At 59.6% G+C, this 13148-nt stretch carries 11 protein-coding genes; 5 read left to right on the top strand and 6 right to left on the bottom strand.

What is annotated here, in order from left to right; genetic code table 11:
* Nucleotides 1-29: 29 nt before the first annotated feature.
* Complete coding sequence (locus AC061P_RS04385) at nt 30-1601, bottom strand: hypothetical protein (protein WP_480391937.1); 1572 nt, start codon at nt 1599-1601, stop codon at nt 30-32.
* Complete coding sequence (locus tag AC061P_RS04380; protein ID WP_480391936.1) at nt 1577-3406, bottom strand: ABC transporter ATP-binding protein; 1830 nt, start codon at nt 3404-3406, stop codon at nt 1577-1579. Before AC061P_RS04380 ends, AC061P_RS04385 begins: the two co-directional genes overlap by 25 nt.
* 202 nt (nt 3407-3608) lie before the next feature.
* On the opposite strand from AC061P_RS04380, the gene AC061P_RS04375 reads away from it, so the two are divergent.
* The 4 genes from AC061P_RS04375 to AC061P_RS04360 all read left to right on the top strand — a co-directional run bounded on the left by AC061P_RS04375 (nt 3609) and on the right by AC061P_RS04360 (nt 6922).
* On the top strand, nt 3609-4301 hold the full coding sequence (locus tag AC061P_RS04375) for a phosphocholine cytidylyltransferase family protein (RefSeq protein WP_480391935.1): 693 nt from the start codon (nt 3609-3611) through the stop codon (nt 4299-4301).
* 145 nt (nt 4302-4446) lie between these two features.
* Complete coding sequence (locus AC061P_RS04370; protein WP_449648560.1) at nt 4447-5247, top strand: ABC transporter permease; 801 nt, start codon at nt 4447-4449, stop codon at nt 5245-5247.
* Nucleotides 5247-5999, top strand: coding sequence for an ABC transporter ATP-binding protein (locus tag AC061P_RS04365; protein ID WP_480391934.1), 753 nt, complete (start codon nt 5247-5249; stop codon nt 5997-5999). Before AC061P_RS04370 ends, AC061P_RS04365 begins: the two co-directional genes overlap by 1 nt.
* Before the next feature lie 41 nt (nt 6000-6040).
* Nucleotides 6041-6922, top strand: a complete 882-nt coding sequence (locus AC061P_RS04360; protein WP_480391933.1) for a hypothetical protein — start codon at nt 6041-6043, stop codon at nt 6920-6922.
* Between the two features lie 3 nt (nt 6923-6925).
* Here the strand turns inward: AC061P_RS04360 and AC061P_RS04355 are convergent, their stop codons facing one another.
* Nucleotides 6926-8218 carry a CDP-glycerol glycerophosphotransferase family protein gene (locus AC061P_RS04355; protein WP_449648563.1) on the bottom strand — a complete coding sequence of 431 codons (1293 nt, stop codon included), beginning with the start codon at nt 8216-8218 and terminating at the stop codon, nt 6926-6928.
* Nucleotides 8219-8408: 190 nt separating this feature from the next.
* Between AC061P_RS04355 and AC061P_RS04350 the strand changes: the two genes are divergently transcribed.
* Complete coding sequence (locus AC061P_RS04350; RefSeq protein WP_449648564.1) at nt 8409-10337, top strand: DEAD/DEAH box helicase; 1929 nt, start codon at nt 8409-8411, stop codon at nt 10335-10337.
* 79 nt (nt 10338-10416) lie between these two features.
* Here the strand turns inward: AC061P_RS04350 and AC061P_RS04345 are convergent, their stop codons facing one another.
* From AC061P_RS04345 to AC061P_RS04335, 3 genes are read right to left on the bottom strand one after another with little or no spacing between them, the layout of a single operon-like run.
* A complete protein-coding gene (locus AC061P_RS04345) occupies nt 10417-11283 on the bottom strand; it encodes a glycosyltransferase family 2 protein (protein WP_480391932.1) in 867 nt (288 codons plus the stop codon).
* Complete coding sequence (locus AC061P_RS04340) at nt 11280-12098, bottom strand: CDP-alcohol phosphatidyltransferase family protein (RefSeq protein WP_449648566.1); 819 nt, start codon at nt 12096-12098, stop codon at nt 11280-11282. Before AC061P_RS04340 ends, AC061P_RS04345 begins: the two co-directional genes overlap by 4 nt.
* Nucleotides 12099-12102: 4 nt before the next feature.
* A complete protein-coding gene (locus tag AC061P_RS04335) occupies nt 12103-13131 on the bottom strand; it encodes a glycosyltransferase family 2 protein (RefSeq protein ID WP_480392157.1) in 1029 nt (342 codons plus the stop codon).
* Nucleotides 13132-13148: the final 17 nt, after the last annotated feature.

The following is a 13148-nucleotide window of genomic DNA, read 5'->3' as shown; positions in this document are numbered from 1 at the left end:
GCGTCAATTCTACTTCTGCAGAACCCATTTTAGTTCTGTGAAGAAAGTGCGAGCAGTTCTGGGCCTCGACGCACCATAATGCGGCCGCCCCAGTACACGCCGATGACCATGATGATCAACCCAAGCGAAACGCCAACCAAGAGCGCGGCCCAGTGGGGTTGAAGGTCGGTGAACGGGTTGAAGAACACTACGGCGAGCACGGGGACCGCGAACAGAAGGGTCAACGCGAAGGTCAAACTTTGCACTGTTGCAGCATTGGAGACGAGCGCTTGGGGCTGCATGAATGCGCCGTGACCCGGAAGCGGCGCGGCGTACGGGAACGCGGCCGAACTGACGCTCGAAATTCCGAGCCCAGTGAAGAGAACGCAAAGGCTGAGCCCGATCAGTCCTGGCAGCGCAACGGAGTTGCCAACGATGAGAACGGTGACGATGCTCCCGATGATGGCTAGGGAAATTCCGACCATCAAGTTGGGAACAATTCGCCCCCAGCGGTCGTCAGCACCGCGAGTGTGAGCTGATACGTGAGTCCACAGCGCGGTGTTGTCATGCGCTACGTCATTGTGCGCGCTCCAGCCGAGGAACAGACACATGACGGGAACGGGGATCCACGCAATGACGTCAGCTCCGATTCCTCCAACGAGGAGGGCGGCAACCATACCGATAGGAATGATGGGGATGGCAGCAAGCGCAACGAAGTAGCGGGCGTCACGCGCCCAGTAGCTGAGGCTTCGTGCCGCAATCGCCCCTAGCGGTGTTGATGGCATGACGCGGAACCAGCCCAAGCCAGAACGATAGGTCTCTACGGCACTTCTTTCCGGGCGCGAAAGCACGTAGCCGAGCAGAAAATACCATGCGGCGGCGAGCACAACAAGGAATCCCAAGGCCATCCCGAGCCGAGCGGCCGCTCCGCTTGAGTCGCCGGCTGCGCTGGCGGCCGGCGCGCTGAAGGCGACCCCCAGCGGCGTCCATTCGAGAACGGAAGCTACTCGGCGTAGCACTGGCAGTACTTGCGATTGGTAGTCAGCTAGTGCGAGCAGCACGGCGATGGGCAGCGACGCAACGACGAGGGTCACTGCTGCGAAGCCGAAGCCTTCGCGCAGTCGGCGAGTGCTCAAATAGCGTGCTGCGATAAGGCTTGCTAGGCGGGAACCAATAACTGCGGTGGCGATCACGATGAGGCCAGAGACAACGGCGACGAGGGCGGATGTAACTGCTCCCGACCAGGCAACGACCTGAGCAACCACCAAACCAACCAACATGAGGGTGGGGATGCTGATGGCGCCGGCGAGCAGTAACAGCAGCGCGAGCCGGAGCCGGCTGAGCGGCAGGTAGGAGAACCGGCGGGGGTCTAGCGCATCATCCGCGTTCCAGCCGAGCGGCATGAGGAGGAATCCCGCGAGCAACACTGACCCGAAGACAATTAGCGTGCTACTGGCGACTTCTGCGGTGGTTTCACGCAGGTTTGCGACGGCAATGACCGCAATCACAAAAAGGGCAGCGCTATAGAGCAGCACCAAGACCATGCTTGAGGCAACGAGTGGCCCTCGACGGAACGTGTTCGCGAGGAGGGTCAGTTTCAGTCGGAGAAACTGCTCAACCACTCGAGCCCTCCCCCACTGGAGTTTGTTCCGGTCAACTGCACGAAGCGATCTTCCAGCGACATACCGTTGCGAACTTCATCAATTGTTCCGTCGGCCAGCAGAGTGCCTTCAACAATTACGGCGACGTGGCTGCAGACACGCTGCACAAGTTCCATGCGGTGGCTGGAGAGCAGCACAGTTCCGCCAGCGTTCACATACTGCTTGAGGATGCGGGTGACAGTTGCGGCGGACACCGGGTCAACGGACTCAAATGGTTCGTCGAGCACCAGCAGTCGCGGTGAGTGAATCATGGCGGCGGCGAGCGCGACCTTCTTGAGCATGCCGGATGAGTAGTCGCTCACGAGCCGGCCCATCACGTCATCAAGACCGAATGCTGTTGCCAAGTCTGAGGAACGCTTGCGCACCTCAGCGGCGTTGAGGCCACGCAATACTCCCGAGTAGTACAGCAACTGCGAGCCTGTCAGGCGATCGAAGATGCGAAGACGGTCGGGAAGCACACCGATAGAGCGTTTGGCGATCTCTGGGGAATCCCACACATCGATCCCATTGACGCTTGCCGTTCCCGAATCTGGGCGCAAGAGGCCTGTAATCATCGACAGGGTTGTCGTTTTTCCTGCACCGTTTGGGCCGACGATGCCGTAAAAGACTCCAGCACGAACGTTGAGATCGATGTCGTTAACAGCAACCGTCTCGCCAAAGTCTTTCGTCAGACCGCGAACCTTCAAAACGATGTCGCCGGATGTCGGCTCAAGTGCATGAGACAGCGTCTGAACGGCAACCACACCGTCACTCTCGGACACAAGCTCTGGCTCAGGTTCTGCCTCTGGTGAGGGCTCCGGCACCAACTCGGGTTCCGGCTCTGGCTCAGGCTCTGGCTCAGGCTCTGGCTCTGGCTCTGGCTCTGGCTGAGGCTCGATTTCGGGTACGAGAACAGGCTCGAGAACAGGCTCAGGTTCGACTTCAGCCTCGAGAGCTAACCCTCGTTCGAGTTCTTCGTCGTCTGGCTCTGGCTCGGCGACTTTCTCGGGTGCGGGTGCAGCAACAGCAAATTGAGCCGCGAGCGCGCGCAACCGAGCAAGGCCTACGAGAACAGCGTCGGGCTTTTCCGTAGGTTCAGGAGCCGCAGCCTCGACTTCAGCGCTCGTGGCCTCAGCTTCAGGTGCGATCGTCGTTTCCGCAGCCACTTCCGTGACTTCGGTGGGCTCAGCATCAGGTTCTGACGTCACAGCGGGCTCAGCAGCTGCAGGAACTACCGATACTGATTTCTCGAGGTGGGCGGCAGTTGTTGCCTCGCCAGAAGAACTATGTGGGGAAGGAACAGCCTCCGCTGCGTTGGGGACGGAGTCACCAGGTGTCGCGCTAGTCGGCTGCGATTCGCTGGCGTTCGACACAATCGGCTTCCGCACCCCTGATCGTGGCGCCCTCGGCTTGGGGTCTGTCGACCTTGGCACCGTCGGCTTGGGGGCAGCTGGCTTAGGAGTCGTTGAGCGCGGCGTTGACGTTCGTGACGCTGTCGGCGTCGCGCCAGCAGCTTTCCCCGTCGACGCGCCCGATCCTGCTGCTTTACTTGCGGCAGCCTTAGTGGCGGCAGCCTTCGCCGCAGCAGCGCTCTTAGCAGGAGCGGTTTTGGATGCGGCGGGTTTCTTGGCGGCAGGCTTACGAGTAGCAGAGGATGTAGACGTGGCGGGGCTCGATTGTGCTTGAGTTCCGCGGGCCGCAGCGGGCTTCCGGGGGCTCGTTGCGGGCTTCGTTGCCGGCGTTTCTACAGTCTTCTTGCCCTCGTCGGGTGTTTGGGCGTTTTCCACTGTCCAAACCTACCAATCAGATGCCGAGCGCATGAGCGAGTATCACAAATAGACAACAACCCCGCAAAATCGATGGAGTTCTCGGCGGGCACCGTTAGCCTGACTATCGCACAAGGGTGTGTCGATATTACCAATCTCGGGTGAACAACAGGTTAATCACTTAGCCTCATCCCCGAATCCCAGAACTACTGAGGAGACCACCATGACTACACAAGTCGTAATTTTAGCTGCCGGAATGGGCAGTCGCTTGGGCCGTTCGCTCCCGAAGCCGCTTACTGAGCTCAATGATGGCCGCACCATCATGCAGCAGCAGTTCGACAACATCCACCACGCGTTTGGCACCAACGTCAAGGTGACCATCGTTGTTGGCTACAAGCTTGAGCACATCATCGAAGCGTTCCCCGAAGCATCGTTCGTATACAACGAGCAGTACGACCAGACCAACACGTCCAAGAGCCTCATGCGTGCACTGCAGGCATCAACTCCCGGTGGAGTTCTCTGGATGAACGGTGACGTTGTCTTCGACCCGACCGCTCTTGAGCGCGCCGCCGTCGTGGTCGCTCGCGACCAGTCCTTCGTGAGCGTCAACACGGCAAAGGTTTCTGACGAAGAAGTCAAGTACACGACCGACGCCGAGGGCTTCATCAAGGAACTCTCCAAGACCGTCAAGGGCGGCCTCGGCGAAGCCGTTGGCATCAACTACATTTCGCGCGACGCCAAGGCAACACTGTTGCGCCACCTCAAGAAGGTTGGCGACCAGGACTACTTCGAGCGCGGCATCGAGCTCGCAATTGACGAAGATCGTCTGCTCATCGAGCCGATCGATATCTCAGACCTCTACGCCATTGAGGTTGACTTCGCTGAAGACCTCGAGCGCGCAAACCTCTTCGTCTAGGCAAAACTTTTCGGCTCCACGAGCCATGCAGCAACGCCCGCCCCGCACACAGTGCAGGGCGGGCGTTGCTGATTAAAGCGAAGAATCGCTCACCCTGCTGCGAATGAGTACAGCTTCTGTCGAATTGCCCGCTTACTATTGGGGCGTGGCGAACACAGCATTGGGCCGGCCAGCATGGTCTCCCCTCACCCGATATCGCCGCACTCTCTGGTTGCTCACTGTCCGTGACCTGCGCGTGCGGTACTCCACCTCAGCCCTTGGCTACGTGTGGAGCATCCTCGACCCCCTGGTAATGGCGGGCATCTACTGGTTCGTTTTCACACAGGTCTTTGACCGCACCGTTGGCGAACAGCCGTACATCGTTTTCCTCCTTACCGCCCTATTACCGTGGATGTGGTTCAACGGCGCTGTGTCGGATGCCACCCGCGCCTACCTGCGTGAGGCCAAGCTCATCCGGTCCACCAAAATCCCTCGCACGATCTGGGTCGCGCGCCTCGTACTTTCCAAGGGAATCGAGTTCATTGCTAGCCTGCCGGTGCTCGCGTTCTTTGCCATCGCCACTGGAGCGGTCTTGCACTGGGAAGCGGTGTACTTCGTTCTGGGAGTAGTGCTCCAGGCGATTCTTACCGTTGGTGTCGGACTCATCGTCGCGCCGCTCGTGGTCTTTTTCCGCGATCTTGAGCGAGCAACCAAGCTTGCTTTGCGCTTTCTGTTTTATGCCTCCCCCATTATTTATGGCATCCCCGATCTTGCGAGGTTGGGGCTCGACGGACTCGCTGCGTTCAACCCGCTCGCCGGGATTTTTTCGCTCTACCGAGCAGCATTCTTCCCTGACCAACTCGACTGGTACGCCGTGCTCATCGGAGCTCTCATGAGCCTCATTTTGGTTGCCGTCGGAATTCTTGTCTTCGTGCGCACCGAACGTGCCGTGCTGAAGGAGATCTAGTGTCCGACAATTTTGTGATTCAGGTGCAGGATGCTGGCATCCGTTTTCGGCTCAATCGACGATCCCGTCGCAACTTCAAAGACCTTTTTGCCGGTCGCAAACGCCGCGCACGCGCCGATGAGTTTTGGGCGCTGCGCAATGTGAGCTTCGATGTCACCGCCGGCGAAGCAATCGGCGTCGTAGGACGCAACGGTCAAGGCAAGTCGACCCTCCTCAAACTTGTTGCAGAGGTCATGCTCGCCGACGAAGGCCATGTGCAGGTTGGCCAAGGAGTCGCCCCGCTCATCGAGATCACGGGAGGTTTCGTTGACGATCTCAGCGTGCGCGACAATGTGTACCTGACCGCTGGGCTGCACGGCATGACGAAACGGGAAATCAGCGAGCGATTCGACGAGATCATCGGTTTCGCCGAGATTGAACGCTTCATCGATACGCCGTACAAACATCTCTCGAGCGGAATGAAGGTGCGCATTGCCTTCGCAGTAATTTCCCGCCTTGAAGAACCCATCATTCTGGTGGATGAGGTTCTCGCGGTCGGGGACAAAGCGTTCCGCGAAAAGTGCTACCGCCGCATAGAAGAACTCCTTGAGGGCGGGCGAACTCTCTTCTTCGTCTCCCACAATGAGCGAGATCTGCGCCGCTTCTGCAGCCGCGGACTCTACCTCGATAAGGGTGAACTCGTGCTCGACGGACCCATCAACGATGTGCTGGCGCGATACAACGAAGATTACGGTTCCTCAACACCAACCTAATTCTCGGGATGGCATCAGATCACTCCGGTACGGTTAAACCCATGGCTTCTAGCGAACTAAACACGTCGCACCCCATGGTCGTGCGTGGCATTGACCGCGTTCTCACGGTTCAGCGCCCCGTCGTGCTCGCTCACATTCGTAGCATCCGAAAAGGCAAGCCGAACGCGAGCACCGATGAAATCATCGCGATTCTAGAACGACGCTATCTTGCCGCAGTGACAACCGGCGGTGCCCTCGTTGGCGCCAGCGCTGCCATTCCGGCAGTCGGCACCGGAGCGTCGTTGGCGCTCTCCAGCGTCGAAACGGCTGGCTTTCTGGAGGCAAGTGCCCTCTTCGCCCAATCTGTCACCGAAGTTCACGGAATCGTCGTTGACGATCCTGACCGCGCACGAGCCCTAGTAATGACAATGGTGCTTGGCACCGCCGGCAGCGACCTCGTGAAGCAGCTCGCCGCTCAAGCCACGGGAACCGGCGCTGTTCGCTCTGCCTATTGGGGTGAAACCCTCGCCAAGGGAGTGCCTACCGCGCTGATGGGCCCCCTCGCCGACCGCATCAAACGCACCTTCATGAAAAAGTTCGCAGCAGCCCAGGGCACCAATATTGTTGGTCGACTCATTCCCTTCGGTATTGGCGCTGTGATCGGCGGTGGTGGCAACCACATTTTGGGGCGACAGATCATCCGCACCGCACGCCAAGGTTTTGGTCCAGCACCAGCCACCCTGCCGTCGTGGCTCGAACCCGTACTCGTCATCAAGGCGGCCAAGATGCCCAAGCCGGCCAAAGAACCCAAAGCGCGGGGCGACCGCAAGCGTGCACGACCATTGAGCACGTTGCGCAAAAAGACAGGGTGGGTCGAACTGGAGAGCTTCGCCGACCTCAACGATCACGTCGACATTGATGCCCTAACGGATGACCGCCCCTAGTCGCTACTCGGCAGCAGGTGACTCGTCGTCGTCATCCTCAAAAGGATCGCCTTCGCTGCCCTGACGGTCACCAATGTGGATCTGGGCGTGACGGTGCCAGAGCGCTACCAGCGACTCCACTGCGTCGTGGAACCGGGCTGTCGCAGCACCGGGACTGGTATCGCCAAAGTGACGTTCCGCCCAATACCCCAAACGTTCTTGCGCTTCAGCATCAAACTGAACTCGCTCGACGATCGACAAAATATTTTCTGCCTGATCAGCGGGCAACCACTCGCACGCTCCTAGGTACCCTGCCTCATCGATATCGGCCAAAGGCGATGCCGGGCGAGCAACAATCAACGGTTTGCCCGTGGCGAGCCGGTCATAGACCATTGCCGAAACGTCAGTGATCGCGACATCCGCCGCCACCAACTGCCAACCCAGCTCATTTCCGTCATCGTAAATGTGCTGAACTGAAGGATCAGTCTCGTTGGCTTCAGCAATCGCCGCAATGATCGCAACGTTCGCATTCTTGTACTCCGTGTCAACAACGCCACTTCGGGGGTGCGGACGGTAAATGAAGCGGTGCTTGTCGCTGGCAAGCACAGCTGTGGCCAGAGCAACACCGTGAGTCGCAATGGAACCGTATGCCGCAGCTTCGCGGTCGCCCTCCCACGTTGGCGCATAGAGAACGACAATGCGGTCATCCGGTGTGTAAGGCAGCTCACCAGCGAAATGATCGGCCTGCGGTCGCCCGATCGGGATGGCCCGTTTCTTGAGATCGAAATCCCAGAGCTTATGGCTGAGGCGATCAAGGGCAGCCTCACCGGCCACGAAACTGAAGTCGTAAGCCTTGAACTGGTTGGTCGTCATGTACATCTTGTCGCTCTCACCATGATTGATGAAAACGTGCCACATGCGGCCATAGCGGAACATCTGAAAGTTTTTGGCATTCTGATTGACGTAAAACACAATCTTCAGCGGCTGCTCCGAAACGAACTGTTCAAGCTCAGAAACGCGACGCAGGTAAACAGTGGGAACTGGCGCCTCATCCCACAACGCCAACACCGAACTGGGCGACCGGGCGATGATCGAAACCGGAAAACGCTTAGAGAGCTCGGCAAGCGGTGCGTACCACTGACGCATTTGGTAAAGATTTACTTTGGTGTCAGCAAAATAGACGGCGATGCTTACGGAGCCAGGAGTCGGTAGCGGATGTTCGCCAACGATCTGGGCGACTCGACGTCTATTGCGGCGCGAGCGCAGCATTGTGCGCACCACTTTGCGGGCAGTCGTGAAGTCTTTCAGTAGCGCCATGGTCTCAATCAAATCAGTGGTGGGCCGGTGCAACGCACTTCCCACCACACCGTTATCGAGCCGATGCTGATGCGGTGGAGTGAAATTGGGCCGCTCTTTCGATAGTACTCGCCATCGTTGATCTGGCATTGGTGGGGCAGAGTACTGGAATCCGCAGGTTTTCGCAGGTTTAGAAGGTACGATTGATAGAATGACCGATTCTGATTCAACCGCACCGTCTGACTCCACCGAGACCGCGATCACTTTCTCCGACCTCGCGCTCAGCGATGCGGTATTGAAAGCGGTCCGTGACATTGGCTACGAGACGCCTTCGGCTATCCAAGCAGCCACTATTCCTACTCTTCTGGAGGGGCGTGACGTAGTCGGCCTCGCCCAGACCGGCACGGGAAAAACCGCAGCGTTCGCGCTGCCAATTCTCTCGCGCCTCGACGTTTCCCAGAGCAAGCCCCAGGCTCTCGTGCTCTCCCCTACTCGCGAACTCGCGTTGCAGGTGTGTGAGGCTTTCGAGAAGTACGCAACCCACATGCGTGGCGTACACGTGCTTCCCGTTTACGGCGGCCAGGCCTACGGCGTGCAGCTGTCGGCCCTGCGCCGCGGTGTTCACGTTGTTGTCGGTACTCCCGGCCGCATCATGGACCACCTCGCTAAGGGCACCCTTGACCTTTCCGAGCTCAAGTACCTCGTTCTCGATGAGGCCGACGAAATGCTCAAAATGGGTTTCGCCGAAGACGTTGAGACGATCCTCGCCGATACCCCAGATGACAAACAGGTTGCACTCTTCTCAGCCACGATGCCGGCTCAGATCCGCCGCATCTCCAAGAAGTACCTGAACAACGCTGAAGAAATCACCGTCAAGTCGCAGACCACGACTTCGGCAAACACGAGCCAGCGCTACCTCGTTGTCTCGTACCCGCAGAAGGTCGACGCGTTGACGCGCATCCTCGAGGTTGAAAACTTTGAGGGCATGATCGTCTTCGTTCGCACCAAGAGCGAAACCGAAAACTTGGCTGAGAAGCTGCGGGCTCGAGGCTACTCGGCTGCAGCAATCAGTGGTGATGTAGCTCAAGCTCAGCGTGAGCGAACCGTCAACCAGCTCAAGTCGGGCAAGCTCGACATCCTCGTCGCAACAGACGTTGCTGCTCGTGGGCTCGACGTTGACCGCATCAGCCACGTCGTCAACTTCGACATCCCGGTTGACACTGAGTCGTACGTTCACCGCATTGGTCGCACCGGCCGCGCAGGTCGCAGCGGTTCAGCAATCAGCTTTGTGACCCCTCGCGAGCGTCGATTGCTCACCGCAATCGAGAAGGCAACGCGCCAGCCACTCACCCAGATGCAGCTTCCCTCCGTTGAAGATGTCAACTCCACGCGACTCACTCGCTTTGATGACGCCATCACTGAGGCGCTCAACCAGCAGCCGCGCATTTCTGCTTTCCGCGACATCATTGCCCACTATGTTGAGCACCACGATATTCCTGAGGCGGATGTTGCTGCCGCCCTTGCCGTTGTAGCTCAGGGTGAGACTCCCCTGCTGCTGTCGGCAGAAGAGGAACGCGCCCAGCGGTTCACGGAGCGCGAGGAGCGCAATTCGCGCAACGACCGCCCCGAGCGTGGTGGCGACCGCGGCAGTGACCGCGGCGACCGCCCAGAACGTCGCCCACGCTCTACCAAGCCGATGACGGCGTACCGCATTGAGGTTGGCAAGCGCCAGCGCGTTGAGCCCCGCCAGATCGTTGGCGCTCTCGCCAATGAGGGTGGGCTAAACCGTGACGACTTCGGTCACATCCAGATTCGTCCAGACTTCTCGCTCGTCGAGTTGCCCGCCGACATGTCGAAAGATGTGTTGGATCGCCTCCGCGATACCCGCATTAGCGGAAAGCTGATCGAGATCAGCCCCGACCGCAAGGCAAATGGCGGCGGAGCACGGGGCGGCGACGGAAAGTACCCGAGCCGCGATCGCTCCTTCGAGGGTGGCGCTCGCGCCAACCGCGAACGTGAAGAGTCACGTGGCTACAACAAGCGCGACTCGAGCCCTCGTGATGACGCTGGACGTGACAGCGGTTCTCGTGACAGCGGCAGCCGGTACGAAGATCGTCCGACGCGCAAGCCACGCAGCTAGCAGCATCTTTGCTTCAGCGGCAGCCTCGACACGGAAACGTGGAGGCTGCCGCTGAGTCAGTTAACGGGTGTTAGAGGAACTAGATCACCGGAGGGCGACCGGCACGGGCCATCCGCATCACGGTTTCCCAACTGAGGCTGCGACGGCCACCAGGATTCTGGCTCCATCCCGCAAACCAACCGCCCCACCACGCTCGCATGCCGACAGGGTTTCTCGCTGATCTCAGAATCTGTATTGCCGTCCAACTGGCGACATAGACGGGAACGAGGAGCACCGGCAGGTTGCGTTTCGCTATCCAGATGCGGTTGCGGGCGTTGAGTCGGTAGTAGTAGCTGTGGCGGGCAGGGTCGATAGCGGGATGATTCGCGACCAGATCGCCGGCATACCAAGCTCGCTTTCCCGCTCCCCACACTCTCCACGCAAGCTCTATGCCTTCATGGGCATAAAAGTACGGGTCGCCCCAGCCGCCGATCTCATCGAACAGGGCGCGAGGCATGAGCACAGCGCCCTCCCACACCGAAAAGACGTCACTGGGGTGCCGCGGGTCGCCCTTGCGAATGCGTGGGATCCAGCGGCGAGGATTCTCTTTGCCTTCAGCATCTTCGACGCGCGGCTGCAGAAGCCCAATTGTGGGATCAGCAACTATCTTCTCAACAGCATCGCGCAAGAATGTTGGTGACGGGATGCTGGCATCGTCGTCGAGGAAGAATATCCAGTCACCGTGCACGTGGTCGACGCCGCGATTGCGACCAGCGGGAATCCCCAGGTTGTCGGCCAGGTGTAGGCCGCGCACGCCATCCGGGAGCCCAACCGGTTCCCAGCCGTTGCCGACGACGATGATGTCGAGATCAACATCCTGCTGCGCCTGAAGGGTGGCCAGTCCTCGGGCGAGGTCGTCGGGGCGCTTTCCCTGCGAAAGGGAAACAACACCAATTCGGTGGATCATGAGCGAACGCGCTTGGACGCCATAATCGCTACGAAATGCCCAGCCAACGCGAGTGCTGCGAGTGGAAGCAGGATGAGGAGCACGGTGCGTTCTGCAGCGAGTGCGGGCACAAAGAGGGCGATGATTGCTGTTGCAAACGCGATCATCGTCAGTTCTACCGAGTGGTACAGGCGGTGGAAGGGAACGAATCGCGCGAGCCGACGCAGTTTCGCGACGAGGCTGTGGCTGGGTTCTGCTTCGCCCTTGCGGTCGCTCAGTTTCTCAAGACCGGCATTGGCGCGTGCGACATGAACCATGTCGTTGAGTGCTTTGTTGAGCACGATGAGGAGTGCGAGCGCGAAGCCTGCGGTTGTCCAGGCGAAGTCTGCAGGAAAGTCGAGAGGCCAGCCTGCAGCCCGGATTCCGAGAGCAATGGGGATGAGGGCTTCGGTGCTGTAGTGCCCGACCTTGTCGAGGAACACTCCCGCTGGTGAGCGCGTGTTCCGCCAGCGGGCGACTTCACCGTCGCTGCAGTCGACGAGCATTTGCATTTGGCCGAGGATGAGAGCGAGGGCGGCGCCGGTGAATCCGGGGATGAGGAGGGCGGCGGCGGTTAGCCAGCCGGTGAGGATCATGAGGCCGGTTACGCCGTTGGCGCTGATGGATGTCTTCAGCAGCATCCAGGTCAGGTACGGCGAGATGTCGCGTAGGTAGAGCGAGGCCGTCCAGTGTTCGGCATTGGCACGCATCCGAACTTCTGGTGGTTGCGTTACTTCTCGTAGTTGCGCGATGCTCTGCGGTCGGGCTGAGGGGTCTGCTGGTGTGGGGGTGGACACGCTGTTACCTTCCCGTATGCGCAGTGATGTTCTTGGTGAGCTTGAGGAATCCGAGGATGAAGCCGGTGCCCCATCCGAAGTGGATGCACGGCAATACGATCAGATACCAAAGACCTGATCGTAGCCCCTCTTTTGCTGCGGCGATGCCGGAGGCGGCGAGCACGAAGAGTGCGTAGATGATCGGGGCGATGTAGGCGAGGCTCAGCCAGCTCGCGTTTGTGGCGCTGCCAGTGATTCCCAGGATGAGTCCGAGGAGCGTGCCGAGCACGGCTAGGGGTGGCGCAAAGTAGCGCAGAGAGTTTGCGGTGCCGAAGCGGCGGGCGAGTTCTCCACGCCAGATTCCGGTGGCCACAAATTGGCGGATGAGTTTGCGAAGACTTGAGCGCGGACGGTAAACGACTTGAAGTTCTGGGGTGAACCACACTGTTCCGCCGCTTGCGCGGAGTCGACGGTTGAGTTCCCAGTCTTGACCGCGTTTGATGTCTTCGTCGAAGAGCCCCACTTCGACGAGGCGGTCACGTTGAAACACTCCGAGGTAGGCGGTGTCTGCTGGTCCAGATTTTCCCCCGGTGTGGTGTTGGGTTCCGCCGAGACCTTCTGGTGAGCCGTAGGCGTGGGCGACGGCACGCTCGAACGGCGTGCGGCCTTCAGCTTTCATGATGCCGCCAACGTTGTCGGCACCGGTGCGTTCGAGCGTTTCGACAGCGATGCGGGTGTAGCTGGGTGGCAGCACGGAGTGGGCGTCTACCCGCACAACGATGGGATGGGTTGAGGCGCGAATGGCGGCGTTGAGGCCACCAGGGGTGGAACCAAGTTCGTTGGGGATGTGACGGATGCGCGGATCGAGGCGCGCCATTTCGTCGATGACAGCGTTTGTTCCGTCGACGCTGGGGCCGAGCGCAAGCACGATTTCGAAGGAGCCTTCGTAATCTTGCGCGGTGAGGCTGTCGACGGCGGCCTCAATGTGCTCAACTTCGTTGAGTACGGGCATCACGTATGAAACACCCGTGAGGGCTTGAGCCTTCTTTGCCATGTGTTCCAATACGTCAG

The sequence above is a fragment of the Rhodoglobus sp. G.S.4 genome, from assembly GCF_056619605.1.
This window is presented reverse-complemented; position numbering and strand designations above follow the sequence as displayed.